General features: G+C 66.1%; 18 protein-coding genes. 9 read left to right on the forward strand and 9 right to left on the reverse strand.

What is annotated here, in order from left to right:
• Positions 1-194 precede the first annotated feature (194 nt).
• Positions 195-704, forward strand: coding sequence for a response regulator (locus V3596_RS13240; RefSeq protein ID WP_334278232.1), 510 nt, complete (start codon positions 195-197; stop codon positions 702-704).
• 37 nt (positions 705-741) lie between these two features.
• On the opposite strand, the gene V3596_RS13245 is transcribed toward V3596_RS13240, so the two are convergent.
• Positions 742-1,677 (reverse strand): polysaccharide deacetylase family protein, encoded by a 936-nt coding sequence (locus tag V3596_RS13245; protein WP_334278233.1) that lies wholly within the window; start codon positions 1,675-1,677, stop codon positions 742-744.
• 198 nt (positions 1,678-1,875) lie between these two features.
• On the opposite strand from V3596_RS13245, the gene V3596_RS13250 reads away from it, so the two are divergent.
• The 4 genes from V3596_RS13250 (at position 1,876) to V3596_RS13265 (ending at position 3,742) form a co-directional block, all read left to right on the forward strand.
• Positions 1,876-2,538 (forward strand): hypothetical protein, encoded by a 663-nt coding sequence (locus V3596_RS13250; protein ID WP_334278234.1) that lies wholly within the window; start codon positions 1,876-1,878, stop codon positions 2,536-2,538.
• A gap of 73 nt (positions 2,539-2,611) precedes the next feature.
• The gene (locus V3596_RS13255) at positions 2,612-2,830 is read left to right on the forward strand and encodes a DUF3079 domain-containing protein (protein WP_334278235.1); all 219 of its coding nucleotides are present in this window, start codon (positions 2,612-2,614) and stop codon (positions 2,828-2,830) included.
• Entirely contained in the window at positions 2,827-3,333 is a 507-nt protein-coding gene (locus V3596_RS13260) for a cupin domain-containing protein (RefSeq protein ID WP_334278236.1), read from the forward strand. Before V3596_RS13255 ends, V3596_RS13260 begins: the two co-directional genes overlap by 4 nt.
• A 7-nt stretch (positions 3,334-3,340) precedes the next feature.
• The gene (locus V3596_RS13265; protein ID WP_334278238.1) at positions 3,341-3,742 is read left to right on the forward strand and encodes a DUF1801 domain-containing protein; all 402 of its coding nucleotides are present in this window, start codon (positions 3,341-3,343) and stop codon (positions 3,740-3,742) included.
• A 15-nt stretch (positions 3,743-3,757) separates the two neighbouring features.
• On the opposite strand, the gene V3596_RS13270 is transcribed toward V3596_RS13265, so the two are convergent.
• The 6 genes from V3596_RS13270 to V3596_RS13295 form a co-directional block, all read right to left on the reverse strand.
• Positions 3,758-4,603 (reverse strand): alpha/beta fold hydrolase, encoded by an 846-nt coding sequence (locus tag V3596_RS13270; protein WP_334278239.1) that lies wholly within the window; start codon positions 4,601-4,603, stop codon positions 3,758-3,760.
• Positions 4,603-5,691, reverse strand: a complete 1,089-nt coding sequence (locus V3596_RS13275; protein ID WP_334278240.1) for a branched-chain amino acid ABC transporter permease — start codon at positions 5,689-5,691, stop codon at positions 4,603-4,605. Before V3596_RS13275 ends, V3596_RS13270 begins: the two co-directional genes overlap by 1 nt.
• Positions 5,691-6,716, reverse strand: coding sequence for a branched-chain amino acid ABC transporter permease (locus tag V3596_RS13280; RefSeq protein ID WP_334278241.1), 1,026 nt, complete (start codon positions 6,714-6,716; stop codon positions 5,691-5,693). Before V3596_RS13280 ends, V3596_RS13275 begins: the two co-directional genes overlap by 1 nt.
• On the reverse strand, positions 6,713-7,450 hold the full coding sequence (locus tag V3596_RS13285; protein ID WP_334278242.1) for an ABC transporter ATP-binding protein: 738 nt from the start codon (positions 7,448-7,450) through the stop codon (positions 6,713-6,715). Before V3596_RS13285 ends, V3596_RS13280 begins: the two co-directional genes overlap by 4 nt.
• Positions 7,447-8,205: an ABC transporter ATP-binding protein gene (locus tag V3596_RS13290; protein ID WP_334278243.1), complete on the reverse strand. Its 759-nt coding sequence runs from the start codon at positions 8,203-8,205 to the stop codon at positions 7,447-7,449. The genes V3596_RS13285 and V3596_RS13290 overlap by 4 nt, the downstream gene beginning before the upstream one ends.
• A gap of 165 nt (positions 8,206-8,370) precedes the next feature.
• Entirely contained in the window at positions 8,371-9,582 is a 1,212-nt protein-coding gene (locus V3596_RS13295) for a substrate-binding domain-containing protein (RefSeq protein ID WP_334278245.1), read from the reverse strand.
• A 209-nt stretch (positions 9,583-9,791) separates the two neighbouring features.
• Here V3596_RS13295 and V3596_RS13300 point away from each other — a divergent pair, with 209 nt between their 5' ends.
• Entirely contained in the window at positions 9,792-10,649 is an 858-nt protein-coding gene (locus V3596_RS13300; RefSeq protein ID WP_334278246.1) for a hypothetical protein, read from the forward strand.
• Here V3596_RS13300 and V3596_RS13305 read toward each other — a convergent pair whose 3' ends face one another.
• Complete coding sequence (locus V3596_RS13305) at positions 10,650-12,101, reverse strand: sigma-54 interaction domain-containing protein (RefSeq protein WP_334278247.1); 1,452 nt, start codon at positions 12,099-12,101, stop codon at positions 10,650-10,652. It abuts the gene before it with no gap.
• 62 nt (positions 12,102-12,163) lie between these two features.
• Between V3596_RS13305 and V3596_RS13310 the strand changes: the two genes are divergently transcribed.
• From V3596_RS13310 to V3596_RS13320, 3 genes are all read left to right on the forward strand, one after another.
• The gene (locus V3596_RS13310; protein ID WP_334278248.1) at positions 12,164-13,705 is read left to right on the forward strand and encodes a malonate--CoA ligase; all 1,542 of its coding nucleotides are present in this window, start codon (positions 12,164-12,166) and stop codon (positions 13,703-13,705) included.
• Positions 13,702-13,917, forward strand: coding sequence for a cysteine-rich CWC family protein (locus tag V3596_RS13315; protein WP_334278249.1), 216 nt, complete (start codon positions 13,702-13,704; stop codon positions 13,915-13,917). The genes V3596_RS13310 and V3596_RS13315 overlap by 4 nt, the downstream gene beginning before the upstream one ends.
• A gap of 134 nt (positions 13,918-14,051) precedes the next feature.
• Positions 14,052-16,697, forward strand: a complete 2,646-nt coding sequence (locus V3596_RS13320; protein WP_334278250.1) for a diguanylate cyclase domain-containing protein — start codon at positions 14,052-14,054, stop codon at positions 16,695-16,697.
• Here the strand turns inward: V3596_RS13320 and V3596_RS13325 are convergent.
• Positions 16,669-17,169, reverse strand: coding sequence for a 3'-5' exonuclease (locus V3596_RS13325; RefSeq protein ID WP_334278251.1), 501 nt, complete (start codon positions 17,167-17,169; stop codon positions 16,669-16,671). The two genes, V3596_RS13320 and V3596_RS13325, sit on opposite strands and share 29 nt — an antisense overlap.
• Positions 17,170-17,299: the final 130 nt, after the last annotated feature.

Genomic DNA, 17,299 nt, shown 5'->3' on the forward strand with positions numbered 1-17,299 from the left:
AGGTTGGCAGCAGCCTGCGTTCCGAGAAAACCTAGGGTAAACCCCTTTATTCTTTTTTGGGCCTTGCCCATGATTTGCAGCATCAGCATGGCCAGAATCAAAGCGTCGCCAAGAAACCCGTGAGCGGCTGTCCAGGGAGAGCGGTACCAGCAGGTGCCCGACAGGAAGTGGCAGCCGTCAAGACAAGGTCAACGATGAAGTTCGCAAGCCATTCGCCGCTTCCGACGGTCCCGCTGTTTGCCAGCACCGGGCCGTCGCACAGTGCTGCCTCACCGGACGAAGGCGAGGCGGATCAGCAGGCCGGAACGGCAGTGCCGGCCGATGTGCTGCTCGTCGAAGACAACCCGATCAACCAGGTGGTGGCGCTGGAATTCCTGTCGCTGATGGGCGTGCAGAGCCGCTTGGCCTGCGACGGCCATGAGGCTCTGCAGCAATGCGCCCAGCGCGCACCAGACCTGGTGCTGATGGACATCCAGATGCCCGGCATGGACGGCCTCGAATGCGCCCGCCGGCTGCGAGAACTGCAGAAGCGTGGCGAATTGGCCCATTTTCCCATCCTGGCCCTCACCGCCCACGCCCTGGAAGCCGATGTGCTGGCCAGCATGAACGCAGGCATGGATGAGCATCTGACCAAACCCCTGGACTTCACTGCCTTGCGCACGCGCCTCTCACGCTGGCTCAAGCTGCCCGGCATGAACAGCTGAGCCGCGCGCCGTGCTGGCGCCTTGAGGGACCGGGGGGTCAGCGGCACTCGGCCGCATAGCGCTCTGCCACCCAGCCGCTCGGATCGGGCTGGCCGTAGACCGACAGCTTCTTGTTCAGCGCCCGCGCCCAGCGCGCCAGCCAGGAGGAGCCGAATTGCTTGCTCGCGGCCGTCGGCGAGGCATAGGCCGGGTCGGCCAGCGCCTCGTCCAGCGTGATGAAGCGGTAGCCGCGCTCGCGCAGCCGCTGCAGCGTGGCATCCAGCGAGTCAGCGTTGATCTCGTTGGCATGGATCAACAGGATCTGCGGAATCTGCCGCGCGAACAGCTCCTGGCTCATGCGCTCGTAGGCATCGAGGGCCAGGTCCAGGTGTGGCAGGTAGGCCTCCAGCGTGCGCCGTTTGCCGGCCGCATCGGCGCGCTCATAGACGCAGGCGAACACGTAGTCGTCATGCTCGACGGTGACCGGCGCCACGCGGTAGCCGCGCCGCGCGAGGAAGGCCTCGAACTGCGCCGTTTCCTCGTCGCTCTTGCCGGTCTGCAAATACGGATGACGCCAGTAGCGCGGTGCCTGGCCACGCGGCACGAGCAGGCTGCGCAAGACCACGTCGCCACGCAGCACTGCATCCTGGTACTGATCCAACGGCGTCTTCTGCATGCTCAGGTGGCCGTAGCCATGGTTGCCCAGCTCCATGCCGGCATCGAGCCAGCGCTGCAGCAGGGAGATATGCCCATCCACCTCGCCACGCACCTGCAGGCGGTCTTCGTTGACGAAGCCTATCGCAGGCACCTGGTGCTTGCGCAGCGCGGCCAGCATCCGCTCGGTCTGTGCCTGCTTGTCGGCAAGGCTCAAGGGCCGCTGATTGGCCAGCGGCAGATCGTCGACGCTGATGGCGATGCGCTTGTCGGCAGGCGCGGCCATGACAGCGCCGCACAGCAGCAATCCGACGATGAAGCATGTCCGCAGGAGGTTCATGGCCACACATTGTGCCCAGGCCACGACCGTCCATGACTCGGCTTGCGGTGGAGCCGGCCCGATCCTATGCTCGGCGCCATGCACGCACTCCGCAGCTTGGCAGTCCTGGCGGCCTTTCTGATGTTGACGACCCCGTTGCGGTCCCAGGCCGCAGAGGACGCCCTCCGAATCTGGCGCGTCTGCGTTGGCGACCAGCCCGTGCTTCCCTACATCAGCAACGACCCCCGCCACCTTGGGCGCGGGGAGCGGCTGCTGGTCGCGGCGGGGCGCGCAGCGGGCGTCAGTGTCATGTTGCAGCGCTATCCCCTCAGGCGCTGCCGTGCGATGCTGGCGGCAGGCACCGCCGACATGAGCCTGGCCGGGCCCACCCCGCAGAACCTCGCCGAGTTCCAATTCCCCATGACTGGCGCGGCGCCCGATCCGGATCGACGTGTCGCCCGCCTGAACCTGGTCTGGGTCAAACGCGCCGACAGCCCCTTGGACTGGGACGGCAATCGCCTCACCGGCCAGGCGGCGGGCCAGATGGTCAAGATCGGCATCCGCGCCAGCCAGAGCGTCGCCGTCAACGCGGTCCGTAGCCTGCCGGTGAATATTGACGAGACTGCGCTGACCGCCAAGCTGCAATTGCGCATGCTGGCGGCGGGCCGCTTCGACCTGGCGCTGGGCTTGCAGGACGAGTTCGAGTTCGCACTGGCGGACCCGGAGCTCAAGCCCCTGGTCGTGCTGCCGCGCGCGCTGCGGCGCGAGGACTTCTACGCCGTGATTTCGCGGAGCCACGCGGCCACTCAACTGCCCTTGGCTGAGCGGATGTGGGGCGCCATCAGCAAGCTGCGGGACCTGCCGGAATTCCAACGGGACTGAGCGGCCGCTTGTGCCAGCTCAACGCCGACCGACCCAAGCCGGTGCAAGTTGGCCGAGGTACACCACCGATGCCATGGTCAAGAAGTTCCCCCTCCATCCGCAGCACCCTGAGCGCATTTGCTGGGGCTGCGACACATACTGCCCTGTTGACGCCATGCGATGCGGCAGTGGCAGCATCGCCAGCCCGCATCCCGCGGAGCTGTTCGGCGAGGACTGGGGACTGGGGCCTGGCCGGGCAGACGAGATCGAATGCGCTGACACTAAGGGGTCGAGCACTGGACTCCCTCCATGACCACACGCCCCAACTTCATCGTCTCTGCCTCCGACATCCCCGAGCGCGCCCATGTTTATCCGCAAAGCACCGAGGCCCTGGGCCCGGTGCGTGGCATCGGCAGCGCGGCAGGCCTGCAGCGCATCGGCATCAACCTGCAGCGCCTGCCGCCGGGCACGCGCTCCTCGTGGCCGCATGCCGAGTCCGACGAAGAGGAGTTCGTCTACGTGATCGAAGGCGAGGTGCAGGCCTGGATCGACGGCGAGCTGCATGCCATGCGGGCCGGCGACTTGGCCGCATTTCCGGCCGGCACCGGCATCAGCCATTGCTTCATCAATAACACCGAGCGCGAGGCCTTGCTGCTGGTCGGGGGCGAACCGGCCAAGGCCAGCAACCGCATCTACTATCCGCGCAACCCCACACGGCGCGTGGACCTGACGCCCAGCGAGTGGTGGGACGATGTGCCGCAGCATGCGATGGGCAGCCACGATGGCCTGCCCGACGCACAGTGCAAGTCCGATTGAGGGCACCATGGAACCTCTGCTCAGGTTCGCGCCTTCGGTGGAGCATGACCCGGCCATCGACGCCTGGTTCGAGCGCCGCCCTGCGGACCTGGCTGCCATCGCCAGCGACTGGTTTCAGCTGATGCGCCAGGTCGGCACTCGGGTCGGGGAGCTGATGCACGACGGCTGCCCCAACCTCTGTGTGCAGGACGCGCCCTTCGCATACATCAATGCGTTCACAGCCCATGTGAACATCGGCTTCTTCCATGGCGCTGCGCTGCCCGATCCGGAGGGCCTGCTGCAAGGCGCGGGGAAAGAGATGCGGCACGTGAAGCTCAAGCCTGGCGAGCCCGTTAATCGTGCTGCCGTGCAGGCGCTGGTGCAGGCCGCCTATCGGGACATCTTGCTGCGCCTCGGTCTGAGCGACTGAGAGTGCAATGGCCCCTCAACCGCCCGCGAGGAAGCGCTCCACCAGACCGTACTGCGCCGGCGTGTTCAGCGCTGGGGCATGGCCGCAATCGGCAATGGTGACCACCACCGCGCGGGGCCCGCGCGTGCGCATGGCTTCGGCCGTTTCCACGCTCAGCAGATCGGAGCTCTCGCCGCGCAGGCACAACACAGGCAATTCCAGGCTGTCCCATTCAGGCCAGCGGCTGTAGTCATCGGGACGGGTGATGAACTGGCGGACCATGGCTGGGTCGTAATGCGGCGTCACGCGGCCGTCGGGCAGGCGGCGCATCGATGTCTCGGTGAGCCGCCGCCATTGCGCATCGCTGAGCCAGCCGTAGGGCGCATAGATCAGGCGGAAGTACTGCTCCAGCTCGCTGAGCGTGGCGAAGGTCGCCGGGTTGCCGGCATAGCTGCGGATGCGCTCGACGGCCACCGGTGCGAGCTCAGGGCCGATGTCGTTCAGGAGCAGGCGGCTAATGCGTCCGCGCAGGCTGGTGGCCGCCGCCAGCAGGCCGATGGCACCGCCCATCGAGGTGCCCACCCACAAGCAGCGATCAATGCCGAGCTGATCAAGCAATGAGCTCGCCTGGCGGACGTAGAAGTCCAGGCAGTACTCGTCGTCTGGTGCCCGGCTCCATTGCGAGAGGCCGCGGCCGAGCGTGTCCGGGCAGATCACCCGGTAGCGGCTGCTCAGATGCTCGGCCAGGTCGTCCATGTCGCGGCCGGTGCGCGCCAGCCCATGCCAGGCGACAACCACCTCCTGATGCTCGGAACCCCATTCCATGAAATGCAACTCGCGGCCCTGGCAGACCAGGTAGCGGGAGCGGGGCGGCTGGCTCATCACTCGGCCTTCTTGACCGCGCTGGCGGCCGCGCCCAGGCGCAGACGGCCGACGACGCCAAAGGGGAAGTGATAGACCGCCAGCACGAAGAGCACGCCCATCCAGAGCAGCCAGCGGTCCGGCGCGATCAGCTGAGACAGCACCGGAATGCCCTCCACCGCAATGGCACCCAGCTTCATCAGGTCCTGCAGATAGTTCTGCGCCAGCACGAAGAGCGCACTGCCCAGCACGGCACCATAGAGCGTGCCCATGCCGCCAATCACGACGATCAGCAGGATGTCCAGCATGATCTCCAGCGACAGCGAAGTGTCCGGCCCGTTGTAGCGCAGCCAGAGCGCCAGCAGCGCACCTGACAGGCAGGCGAACAGCGCTGCGATCACGTTGGACAGCGTGCGATAGACCACCGTGCGGTAGCCGATGGCCTCGGCACGGAAGTCGTTCTCGCGGATCGCCTGCAGGACGCGGCCGAAGGGCGAGTTCACGATGCGCAGCATCAGGAGCAGGAGCGCGATGGTGGCGAAGAACAGCAGGTAGTAGGCGGCGAACTTGCCGTCGATCATTGCGCCAAGCCAAGGCTCTTCCAGGTACTCGGTCGAGGGCCGCAGCGCTTCGGGCACCTTGAACGAGAGGCCGTCCTCGCCGCCCGTGAATTCAGACAGCTGCGAGGCGAGCGTCAGGAAGGCAGCGGCCACGGCCATGGTGATCATGGCGAAGAAGATCGCCTTCACGCGCAGGCTGAACAGGCCGATCAGCAGCGAGAGCAGCAGCGATGCCAGCAGCGCGCAACCAAGGCCCAGCGCGACCGTTCCCCAGCCCGGATCCTCGGCACGAGCACAGGCGATGGCAACGCCATAGGCACCGATGCCGAAGAACATGGTGTGCGCAAAGCTCACGATGCCGGTGTAGCCCAGCAGCAGGTCGTAGCTCGCCACCAGCGTGATGAAGATGAGGATCTTGGCCGCCACGTTGAGCGCCTTGGTGCCGGGGAAGATGAAGGGCGTCAGCGCGAGGCCCAGCACCGTGACGATCAGGAGCGCCGCCAGCAGCCTGCTGCGCGGCAGGTCATGGGAGAGAAGCGACTTCAACATCAGGACTTTCCTCCCACCGGATACAGGCCCTGGGGTCGCCAGAGCAGAACCGCCACCATCAGGGCGATGTTCGAGAACAGCGCGGCCTTGGGCGCGATGAAGCCGGTGTAGTTGGCCAGCAGGCCCACGGCGAGCGCACCGACGAAGCAGCCCAGCGTCGAACCGAGGCCGCCAATGATGATGACGATGAAAATCAGGGTGTTGACCTGAGCGCCGATCTGCGGCGTCACGCCCTGCTGGTACAGCCCCCACATCACGCCGCCCAGGCCGGCCAGCGCCGATCCGCCGACGAACACGCCGACGAAGAGCCGGCGGATGCGGTAGCCCAGGCTCTCCACCATCTCGCGGTCCTGCACGCCGGCGCGTATCAGGAGGCCGAGCTTGGTGCGGTTCAAGATCAGCAGCAGCCCCGCCAGCACGGCCAGGCCCAGCACCACCGCCACGAGGCGGAACTTCTCAATGCCGACATCGCCAAACCACAGCGCGCCGCGCAGGCCCTCGGGCAGCGGCAGCGCAATCATCTGCGGGCCCCAGACCAGCTTGATCATCTCTTCGCCGATGATCATGCCGCCCATGGTGATCAGGATCTGCTTCAGGTGCATGCCGTAGACCGGCCGCACCAGCACCCGCTCGAAGGCCAGGCCGACCGCGGCCGCCACGGCCATGCCGGCCGCACAGGCGGCAGCCACCGCAACAAGGTTCAAGAGCAAGGAAGGGCTGGCCACGAAACCACCCATCGCGCCCAGCACCGTGGTTGCCATGAAGGCGCCCATGGCGATGAAGACGCCATGGCCGAAGTTCAGCACATCCATCAGGCCGAAGACCAGGGTCAGCCCCGAAGCGATGATGAAGATGATCAGGCCCATGGCCAGGCCGGCCACGGTCAGCGTGGCCCAGGTGCTGGGGTTGCCCACCAACGGCAAGGCGCCCAGCGTGAGCAGCGCGAGCAGGATCAAGGGCTTCCAGTCGAAACTTGCCTTGGGCACCGGCTCGCTATTGGCGGCGGGCATTGGTGTTGTGTTCATTGATGCGCTCCCAGCGACAGGCCCAGGAGCTTTTGCTGCAGGCCTTCGTCTTCGGCCAACTCGGCCATGGCGCCGGCATGGACGACGCGGCCGTCGTCCATCACCGCGACCCGATCGCCCAGGGCCTTGGCCACCGCAAAGTTCTGCTCGACCAGCAAGACCGTCGTCTCGCTTCTCTTCAATTCGTTCAAGGCTTCGATCAGGTTGCGCACGATGGCCGGTGCCAGGCCCTTCGAAGGCTCGTCGATCAGCAGCAGGCGGCGCGGCTCGATCATGGCGCGCGAGATCGCCAGCATCTGCTTCTGGCCGCCGCTGAGCTTGCCGGCCGGGTAGAGCCAGAACTTCTTCAGGGCGGGGAAGAGGCCGAACAGCCACTCGAGCCGCTGCGTGTCCAGTTCGTCCACCGAGCGGGCCTTGCGTGCAGCCAGCAGGAGGTTCTCGCGCACCGTCAGGTCGGCAAAGATGCCCATGTTCTCGGGCACGTAGGCGATGCCAAGCTGTGCAATGTCGGGCGTGCCGAGCCTGGCCATCGACTGACCATTGAACAGCACCTGCCCCTGACTCGCCTGCCACAGTCGCATGATGGTGCGCAGCGTCGTGGTCTTGCCGGCGCCATTGCGCCCCAGCAGCATGGTCAATTGGCCTTGCGGCACTTCGAGGTCCACGCCGTGGAGAATGTGATAGGCGCCGATGTGCGTGTGCACGCCCTTCAGGCTCAGGAGGGAAGCGCTCATGCCGCCACCTCTTCCGCCACGGTGCCGAGATAGGCGTTCTGCACCACCGGTGAGGCGATCACCGCCTCAGGCTCGCCATCGGCCACCAGTTGCCCCTGATGCAGCACGATGATGCGGTCCGCCAGTTCGCGCACCACGTCCATCTTGTGCTCCACCAGGAGGATGGTGTGCTGGCCGGCGGCCTTGAGCTCACGGATCAGGTCAAGGATCACGGGCACCTCGTCCACGCTCATGCCGGCCGTGGGTTCGTCGAACATGTAGACCTTGGGGTCGAGCGCGATCAGCATCGCCACCTCCAGCTTGCGCTGGTCGCCATGCGGCAGGCTCGCCGCCAGTGCTTGCGCCCTGGACCCCAGCCGCACCCGCTCGACGATGGCCATGGCCTCGTCGATCAAGGCGCGATGCGAGAGCCAGACCGAGAACATCTTCAGCCCCATGCCGCGCCGCGCCTGCACGGCCAGGCGCACGTTCTCCAGCACCGTGAGGTGCGGAAACAGCTGCGTCAGCTGAAAGGCGCGACCCAGGCCCGCCTTGGTGCGCTGCGGCGCCGAGCGGCTGCTCAGGTCCTGCCCGTCGAGCAAGACCTGGCCCTCGCTCGCGCGCAGCTGGCCCGAGATCAGGTTGAAGTAGGTGGTCTTGCCGGCGCCGTTGGGGCCGACGATGGCCGTCAGCGTGCCGGGCTGGAAGGCGCAGGACACGCGATCCACCGCCACATGGCCGCCAAAGCGGATGGTGAGGTTCTTGGTTTCAAGCACGGAGCATCCCGTTTTCAAACTCGCGATCGACGATCCCGAGGCGTAGCGAGCGGACGCGGGGCTAGGCGCGGAGGGACCCATGGACCGGAACGTACTTCCTGTACGTGAGGATCCATGGGAGGACCCGCAACGACGGCCCGTGTTCGCGCAGTAGCCGAGCGCGCCTCAGCGTTTGTTGCGGATGGGGACGTTCATTTCCTCCGGCTTGATCTCGCGCACCAGCTCCGGCACACCCCACGCGAACGCCGGGTCCACCTTGATGCGGAAGTGATACATCGACTGCATGGCCTGGTGGTCCTCGGCGCGGAAGGTCATCCGTCCCTTCGGCGTCTCGAAGCTCATGCCTTCCATGGTCTTGATCAGCTTGTTGGTGCCGGTGTCGCCATTGGTCTTCTTCAAGGCCTCGACGATGGCGATGGCCGCGCTCATGCCGCCTGCGGTGAAGAAGTCCGGCGGCTGCTTGAACTGCTTGTAGTGGTTGGCCACCAGCCATTCGTTGACCGGGTTCTTCGGAATGCCGAAGTAGTAGTAGGTCGCGCCTTCCATGCCCGGGAACTGCTTATAGGCCGTCATGGCCGGCAGGATGTTGCCGCCGCTGCCGACGCGGATGCCGAAGCGCTTGTCCAGGTCCATCGCGGCCAGCGCATTGAACGGGTTGGCGGCGCCGGCCCACACCACGGCGATGAACTTGTTGTTCTTGCCCGGCTTGTCCTTCAGGGCATCAACCGCGCGCAGGATGCCGGCGGTGAAGTCGGTCGTGGCCGGCGGCAGGTATTCCTCGTGGACGATCTTGGTCTTCTTCAGCTGGTCCTTGAAGGCCTTCACGCCGTCGCGCCCAAAGGCGTAATCCTGCGCGATGGTGGCGATCACCACGCCTTCATGGTCCGAAGCGACGGCATTGCTGATCGCATCCTGGCTGGAGCTGCGGCCGGTGCGGAAGATGTACTTGTTCCACTTCTCGCCGGTGATGGCGTCGGCCACGGCCGGCTCCACCAGCAGGATCTTCTTGAATTCCTCGGCCACCGGCAGCATGGCCAGCGCCACGCCCGAGCCGCTCGGGCCAACGGCCAGGTCAACCTTGTCGTCGCCATAGGCGGCGGCCAGGAGGCTCTTGCCCACATCGGGCTTGCCCTGGTCGTCCTTCTCGATGACGACGATCTTCTTGCCGGCGACCATCATGGTGCCGCCGGTCGCGTAGTCCAGGCCCATCATCAGACCGACCTGGGTCTGCTTGCCATAGGCCTCCAGCGGGCCGGTCTTGCTGTAGACATGGGCAATGCGGATCTCGTTCTTGGCCTGAGCGCCGGCAGTGCCAGCAAGGGTCAAGAGAGCGGCGGACAGCAGCAACGCACAGCGGCGCGGCGCATGGAAGGTCATGACGATGTCTCCTTTGTTGTCGCGACCTGGTGCGTCCGGTCGACTTGGCTATTCTGTTGCAAGCGCTGTGCCAGGGAGGAAACCGCTGTTTCCCTGGGGCACAGCGTGCATTTGCCATACAACTGTCCGGGATTCAGGCAAGCTCGCCGCCTGAACTGTCCGGGTTCCAGGCATTGCACAATCCCGCCCAACAGAAGGAGACCCAAGCCATGCTTCGCAAACTCATGCTGATGTCGCTGCTGGCAGCCGGTACGGCGCTCGCTCAGGACACCGACTCGCTGTCCAGCTTCCAGTACCAGGCTGCCAAGGCACCGGTGAACAAGGTCGTGCACTACGTCAAATCGAACCTGGATGGCACGAAACGCCTGGTGCTCTCCCTGCACTTCGGCGCGCCGCTGCAGGTGGAGGCGCTCAAGGTAGAGGCGGATGGGCGCTACCTCGCCCTAGTCCAGGCCCAACTCGATCCCAAGACGCTGACTGAAAGCTCGCTACGCTCGTTCAACCGCCTGGAGCGGGGCAAGCCAGCGCTGCAGATGTCGCTGGCGAGCGACCCGGGCCAGCGCCGCCTGGTGGCCTCGGTGGGCAAGGCGCAAATGCCGGTCAAGGTGGGTCACCTGCCCGCCCATATCTACAACTTCGATCTGAGCGGGCTGAACGCCACCCTGCCCTATCTGAAGAACCCCCGGGCCGATTTCGACGTGGGCATCGTCGACCCAGACTTCGAGTTCCTGCGGACCCAGTTCAAACCCGATGGCGGCGTGCAGGAAGGCGGCTTTGTGGACAAGGGCAAGGCCACGTTTCGCTACCTCAAGGACGAGGTGCTGGATGACATTCCCACGCACCGCTTCGAGGTTGGCGGCCCAGCCTTCGGCAACGTGAAGGGCACGCTCTGGATCAATGCCAAGGATCTCCTGATCGAGCGCTTTGAGCATGCCCAGCCCGACAACCCGGACTGGAAGAGCTTCAAGCTCGAGCGCATCTCCGAGCAGAAGATGGGCAAGGCCGCCTGGGAAGGCTTCAAGGCCGCGAGCATCAAGCGCGCGGCGGGTCTGCTTGAAGCCGACTGATCAGAGCCCGTAGATCGCCAGCTTGTCGTACAGCGCCGCGCGCGAGATCTGCAGGAGCTTGGCGGCGGCCAGCTTGTTGCCTTGCGTGTGCGCCAGTGCGGCCGAGATGGCCTGGCGCTCCAGCGCGGCGATCTGCTCGGGCAGCGGGCGCAAGGCTTGCGATTCCATGGCGGTCGATGGCGCTGGCGCAGCAACGGGCGACACCGCCGGCACATCCGGCAGCAGGCCCGAGAAATGCTCGGCCCGCAGATGCAGCTCGTCGCTCATCATGCTGGCCTGCTCCAGCGCATTGCGCAGCTCGCGGATATTGCCGGGCCAGGGCTGGCGGGCCAGCAGTTCCAGCGCATCGTGCTCCAGCGTGCGCACCGGCATGCCGCTGCGGCGCGCGATGTCTTCGCCCAGCGCGTCGGCCAGGGCCTCGATGTCGCCGGGCCGCTCGCGCAACGAGGGCAGCTTGATCGGCAAGACGTTGAGCCGGTAGAACAGGTCGGCGCGGAACTCGCCGCGCGCCATCATCGCGGCCAGGTCGCGGCTGGTGGCAGCGATCACGCGCACATCAACCCGGCGGACCTTGTTGGAGCCCAGCGGCTCGAACTCCTGCTCCTGCAACACGCGCAGCAGCTTGCTCTGCAAGGCCAGCGGCATGTCGCCGATCTCGTCAAGAAAGAGCGTGCCGCCATCGGCCACCGCGAACTTGCCATCGCGACCCTTGCGGTCGGCGCCGGTGTAGGCCCCGGGCGCCACGCCGAAGAGCTCGGCCTCCAGCAGGGTGTCCGGGATGGCGGCGATATTGATGCCCACCAGCGGCTTGGCCATGCGCGGCGAGGCCGCATGGATGGCGTGTGCCAGGAGCTCCTTGCCGGTGCCGGTTTCGCCGAGCAGCAGCACGGTGGAGTCGGTCATGGCCACGCGGCGCGCATGGCGCTTCACCTCCAGCGCAGCCGGGCTGGAGCCGATGAAGCTGGCGATCTGGTGCTTGGGCCGGCGCTGCGCAGCCAGCTGGCGGCGCGCTTCGTCGAGCTCTTCCTGCAGGCGCGAGAACTTCTGCAGGAGCGGCTGCAGCGCGGTCTGCTGGGTGTCCAGTAGGATGATCCCGAGCGCGCCGATCACGGCACCGGCTTCGTCGCGCAGCGGCAGGCGGCTGACGACGAAGGTGCCCGAGAGATTGGTGATCACGTCCACCAGGATGGGTCGGCCGGTCTCGATGACCTGGGCCATCAGCGTGTTGGGCACCACGTCCTCGATGCGGCGGCCGACGAAGTCATGCTCATCATCGAAGCCCAGGCGCGGCAATGCCTTCTTGTAGCCCTCGCTGATCCAGACGATGCGGTGCTCGCGGTTCACCAGAATCATGCCCTGCGAGGCATCGGCCATCAGCTCGAACATCGATTGCGCGGCCAGGCGCATCACGCCTTCGGCGTCGGCTGGCAAGGCATGCGGCGACAGATTCATGCGGGCGGACCTTTTCCCAATACTGCTGGAGGCGCGATTATGGGCGAGCCACAATCCGGGGCATGCCCGACCGAACCGACGCCAATCTCTTCACCGCCCTGCGCGCTGCCTTTCCCGCTGCGCTGGACGAGATCGCCATCGAATGCGCCGATGGCGACCGCCTGAACTACAGCTGGCGCGACCTGGAACGCGGCACGGCGATGCTCGCCAACCTGCTGGCCTCCCTGGAACTGCCGCCCGGCAGCCGCATCGCCGTTCAGACCGAGAAGAGCGTCGAAGCCCTGCTGCTGTACCTCGCGGTGCTGCGCGCGGGCTTCGTCTACCTGCCACTGAACAATGCCTACCAGTCAGCCGAACTGGAGTACTTCATCAAGGACGCGCAGCCAGCCGTCTTCGTCTGCGCCGGCCAGCACTTCGGCTGGGTCAGCAAGCTCGCCTTCCAGGCCGGCACGCAGTTTGTCTTCACCCTGAATGAAGACCGCACCGGCAGCTTGCTGGACCGCGCCGCGCATCACGACGACCGGCATGAAGTCGTGCCCAAGGCGGCAAGCGATCTGGCCGCCATCCTCTATACCAGCGGTACAACCGGCCGCAGCAAGGGCGCGATGCTTTCGCACGGCAACCTGCTGTCGAACGCGAGAACGCTGAAGGACTACTGGGATTGGCAGGCGGGCGATGTGCTGATCCACGCCTTGCCGATCTTCCATGTGCATGGCCTTTTCGTCGCCTCGCACGGCGCGCTGCTCAACGGCAGCAAGATGATCTGGTTCAGCAAGTTCGACCCGCGCGCGGTGATTCGCCGCTTTGCCGACGCCACGGTCTTCATGGGCGTGCCGACCCTTTACACGCGCATGCTCGGCGAAGCCGCACTCACGCCGGCAGCCTGCGCCCGGATGCGGCTTTTCATCAGCGGCTCGGCGCCGCTCCTGATCGAGACCTGGCGCGACTGGCAGCAGCGCAGCGGCCACCTGATCCTGGAGCGCTACGGCATGAGCGAGACGCTGATGCTCACCTCCAACCCCTGCAAGCCGCAAGACGGAGCGCGCAAGGGTGGCACCGTGGGCCCGGCCCTGCCCGGCGTGGGCCTGCGCATCCACGACGACGAAGGCCGGCCTTGCTCGGTGGACCAGGTCGGCCACATCCAGGTGCGCGGCCCGAATGTCTTTGCCGGCTACTGGCAGATGCCTGAGAAGACCAAGGAGGAGTTCAGCGCCGACGGCTGGTTCAAGACGGGCGACGTGGGTCGCATCGACGCGCATGGCTATGTGAGCATCGTCGGCCGCAGCAAGGACCTGATCATCAGCGGCGGCTTCAATGTCTATCCGGCCGAGGTCGAAGGCTTCCTGAACGAACTGCCCGGCGTGTCCGAATCTGCCGTGATCGGTGTGCCCCATCCGGACTTCGGCGAGGCCGTGGTGGCCGTGCTGACGCCCAAGCCCGGCGCCACGCTGCAGCCGGCCGAAATGATTGCGTCCATGAAAGGCCGCATCGCCGGCTTCAAGGTGCCCAAAGTCATGCTCGTGGCAGCCGAGCTGCCGCGCAATGCCATGGGCAAGGTGCAGAAGAAGCTGCTGCGCGAGCAATATGCGGAGTTGTTCAAGTGAATGAAGACACCGGTATCAGTGCCGAGAGCAACGCCGCCTGCCCGCGCTGCAGCCAGCCCTTCCATTGCGGCGCCAGCGATGCGCACTGCGACTGCTTCGACTTGAAGCTGGACGCGCCGATGCGCGAACAGCTGGCCTCGCAGTACGCGGGCTGCCTGTGCATCGCCTGCCTGCGTGAATTGAAACAGCAGGCCACCGCAGGCAAGACCTGACACCGCGGGCCGGCGGTCGCTGAACAGTCCGCACGGGTCCGTTGTAAAGCTCGCTGACATTTTCAGCGCCAAAGCCGCTTGTCGCCCCCGGGCCGCGCTTGCACAATGAGCCGGTCAGCCCACCAGCGCCCACCATGCCCAACCTGCTTGCCCCGCACGGCAAAGCCACGCTGCGCGAACGCCTGCTCGACCTGGGCCCCATTGCCGCCCTGGGCCTGGTGCTGGCCATGCTGTGGGCCTTTGTGTCATGGTTCGCCTGGACCTATCGGGACGAGCTGCGCCGCGAGCATGAGCGCGACCTGAGCTCGTTGGCCAATGCGGCCGCCTCGCAAACCGAGGAGGTGCTGCGCGACGCCGAGATCAGCCTGCGCACCGTGGACCTCTGGCTGCGCACGCGCGACACGGCCCATCCGCTCAACGATGCGTCGCTGGTGCAGATGGTCGAGACCCTGCACACCTCGACCCGCACGATGATCGAGATCGTGCTGGCCGATCCAGCAGGTTGGCTCTACCGCATTCCCAGCCCCAGTGGCCAGGCTTTCCATCAGCTCAAGGGACAGCCTTTCGTCGCGAACCTGGCCCAGCCCGACACCAATGGCTTCCAGCTCGGTCGCGCCTTCCGCTTCAGCCCTGACAGCCCCCTGCGCCTGCCGATGGCCATGAGGCTGGGCACGCCCAGGGGCGGTATCAGCACCGTGATCGTGCTGGTCAACCTGGACCGGCTTCAGCAATTGCAAAGCCTCTACCTGCGGGGCACCGAAGGCAGCGTCGCGATGTTCAGCCGCGAGGGCGAGGTGCTCAGCCGCGCACCCGAGCTGCCAGGCTTTGTCGGCCAGCAGGTCTACGAGACGCGGCCCGACCTGCGCCGGGCGCTGATGCCGCAATCCGGCGTGTTCCATGTCCAGGACAGCCCTGCCGACGGCCAACCACGCACCGCGGCCTTCGAAACCATCACCGACTTCGGAGTCAAGATGATCCTCGCCGAGGGCGAGAGCAAGGCTCTCGGCCAGCACCGCACTCAGCGCCTGGTCGTGCTGGCGCTGGCGGCGATCCTGAGCATGGCGGCGATGCTCACGACCATGGTGCTGGTGCGCCAGCACCGTACCTTGCGCGAGCGCGATGCCGAGCTGCTTGCCACCAGCGATGCCTCGCCGCTGGGCCTGTTCCGCGCCGACGCCAGCGGCAAGCTGCTGTGGGCCAATGAAACCTATCTGCGCCTGCATGGCCTGGCAGCTGACGAAGTGGCCTGGGGTTGGTTGCTCCTGATGCCCGAAGGCGGCCGTGCCAATGCCAAGGCGCGCTGGCAGGCCGCCTGCGCCGAGGGCAAACCTATCGACATGGTGCGCAATATCAGCCGGCGCGACGGCACCGAGCTGCTGGTGGCGCTGCGCACGGCACCGCTGCGCATCAACGGCAAGATTGCAGGCCAGGCCGGCACGGTGTCTGACATCACGGCCCAAGCCGCGCATGAACGCGCCCAGCGCATGCTGCACGCCATCTTCGACATGACGCCGGACTACATCGGCCAGATGAAGTTGAACGGCGACCTTTTCTACCTGAATCCCGCTGCACGCCGGCGCATCGGCCTGGCCCCGGATGCCAGCCTGGCGGGCATGAACTACACGCGCTTCACGGCGCACGAGCGGCAGGAAGTCTTCCGTCAGGAGATCCTGCCGGCGGCGATTGCGCAAGGCCATTGGACCGGCCGCACTTCGCTGTACGCACCCGACGGCACCGAGGTGCCGGTTGACAGCACGGCGCTCGTCCATCGCAATGACCGCGGTGACGTGGAAGCGATCTCCATGGTGCTGCGCGACCTGACCTCCGAAACCCTGGCCCAGCGCGAGCGCCTGCGCAGCGAGGCCATCCTGCGCGCCGTTGCCCAAACGGCGCCCGTGCTGATCGCGGTGCTGGATACCGAGCAGCGCTACATCTATTTCAACCAGAGCTACGGCCAGCATTTCGGCACCACCATCGAAGCCTGGCGCGGCCGCCACATCCGCGAGCTGATTGGCGAGGAGCAGTACGAACTGAGCCGGCCAGCCATCGAGGCCGCGCTGCGGGGCCAGCACAAGGACCTCGAGAAAGCCTACAGCGACCGGCCCGAGCTGATGATCCTGGACGTGCGCTATTCACCGCTGCGCCTGGACGACGGGGAGATTGCCGGCGCCATCTGCATCGCCCGCGACGTGACCGCCGCCCGCGCCGAGGAAGCGCGGCTGCGTCACGCCTCGCAAACCGATGCGCTGACCCAGTTGCTCAATCGCGCCGGCTTTGCGCTTGCGGCCGATGAAAAGCTGGCCATCGCACGCCAGCACAACCATCTGATGGCGTTGCTCTACCTGGACCTGGACCGTTTCAAGCCGATCAACGACCAGTACGGCCATCCGATGGGCGACGCGCTGCTGCGCGCGGTGGCGGGCCGCATCCGCCATGCGTTGCGCCCCAACGACCTGGCGGCCCGCCTGGGCGGCGATGAATTTGCGGTGCTGCTGACGATGCTGCATGGCCCGGAAGACGCGGAGATGGTGGCCACCAAGCTGGTGCAGGCCATTGCATCGCCCTTCATGATCGAGCAGCACGACCTGCATATCGGCTGCAGCGTCGGCTTCTGCGTGGCCTGGGGCGGCCAGGCCGACCTCGAGCGCATGGTGGCCGAGGCCGATGCCAAGCTCTATGAAGCCAAGCGCGGCGGCCGTGGCACCTGGCGAGGCAGCCAGCTCGATGGAACCTCGGGCAAGGATGCGCCGCTCAATGAGACGCCTGCAGCGCCCGCTTGACCCGCATCAGCGTCAGTTGCAAGACCTTGGCATCGGTACTGGCCCGATGCCGCTGCAGGCGCATTTCCTCGCGCACCTCGGCCAGGGTTTCATGCCAACGGGCGGCCTCTTCTTCGCTGAGCAGGCTGCGCAGGTCTGACAGCTTGAAGCGCGGCACCATATTGGCCACATCGAAAAGGCGCGAGAGCCAGGGGTAGTCATGCGCCCAGGCATCGCAATAAACCGTCTGGCCGGCCAGGCGCTGGTTGATCTCGGCGGCCACCCATTCAGCCGCGCGGCCATGCTGAAACAGCACATCGCGGGTGATGCCATGCAGCGCCGCCGCACTCTCGTCCCAGTGCTGCCATTCCGGCAGCGGCTTGATCAGCGAGCAGAACAGCCCGCCATCCGGCGCCACGAAACCAATCTCGATGGGATAGCTGCCGCGACCGAAGCCCGAGGCTTCGACGTCGAGGATGGCGGGTGGCGTCATGCGGTGGTGGCGTGAATGTGTGAGCGAGTGTACGCAGCGGGCCTCACGCGGCAAGCCACACAACCATGGGGATGCCCCGGATCAGTGGCGCAACTTGCGAAGCATCATGTCGAGATACTGTATTTATACT

Source organism: Roseateles microcysteis, from assembly GCF_036880965.1.
In the GTDB taxonomy this organism is placed as follows: domain Bacteria; phylum Pseudomonadota; class Gammaproteobacteria; order Burkholderiales; family Burkholderiaceae_C; genus JAUASW01.

Bases quoted from the DNA above. Each gene is read 5' to 3' on its own strand.
- V3596_RS13240 (WP_334278232.1), top strand. From the start codon at position 195: ATGAAGTTCGCAAGCCATTCGCCGCTTCCGACGGTCCCGCTGTTTGCC.
- V3596_RS13245 (WP_334278233.1), bottom strand. From the start codon at position 1,677: ATGAACCTCCTGCGGACATGCTTCATCGTCGGATTGCTGCTGTGCGGC.
- V3596_RS13255 (WP_334278235.1), top strand. From the start codon at position 2,612: ATGGTCAAGAAGTTCCCCCTCCATCCGCAGCACCCTGAGCGCATTTGC.
- V3596_RS13260 (WP_334278236.1), top strand. From the start codon at position 2,827: ATGACCACACGCCCCAACTTCATCGTCTCTGCCTCCGACATCCCCGAG.
- V3596_RS13265 (WP_334278238.1), top strand. From the start codon at position 3,341: ATGGAACCTCTGCTCAGGTTCGCGCCTTCGGTGGAGCATGACCCGGCC.
- V3596_RS13270 (WP_334278239.1), bottom strand. From the start codon at position 4,603: ATGAGCCAGCCGCCCCGCTCCCGCTACCTGGTCTGCCAGGGCCGCGAG.
- V3596_RS13275 (WP_334278240.1), bottom strand. From the start codon at position 5,691: ATGTTGAAGTCGCTTCTCTCCCATGACCTGCCGCGCAGCAGGCTGCTG.
- V3596_RS13280 (WP_334278241.1), bottom strand. From the start codon at position 6,716: ATGAACACAACACCAATGCCCGCCGCCAATAGCGAGCCGGTGCCCAAG.
- V3596_RS13285 (WP_334278242.1), bottom strand. From the start codon at position 7,450: ATGAGCGCTTCCCTCCTGAGCCTGAAGGGCGTGCACACGCACATCGGC.
- V3596_RS13295 (WP_334278245.1), bottom strand. From the start codon at position 9,582: ATGACCTTCCATGCGCCGCGCCGCTGTGCGTTGCTGCTGTCCGCCGCT.
- V3596_RS13300 (WP_334278246.1), top strand. From the start codon at position 9,792: ATGCTTCGCAAACTCATGCTGATGTCGCTGCTGGCAGCCGGTACGGCG.
- V3596_RS13305 (WP_334278247.1), bottom strand. From the start codon at position 12,101: ATGAATCTGTCGCCGCATGCCTTGCCAGCCGACGCCGAAGGCGTGATG.
- V3596_RS13310 (WP_334278248.1), top strand. From the start codon at position 12,164: ATGCCCGACCGAACCGACGCCAATCTCTTCACCGCCCTGCGCGCTGCC.
- V3596_RS13320 (WP_334278250.1), top strand. From the start codon at position 14,052: ATGCCCAACCTGCTTGCCCCGCACGGCAAAGCCACGCTGCGCGAACGC.
- V3596_RS13325 (WP_334278251.1), bottom strand. From the start codon at position 17,169: ATGACGCCACCCGCCATCCTCGACGTCGAAGCCTCGGGCTTCGGTCGC.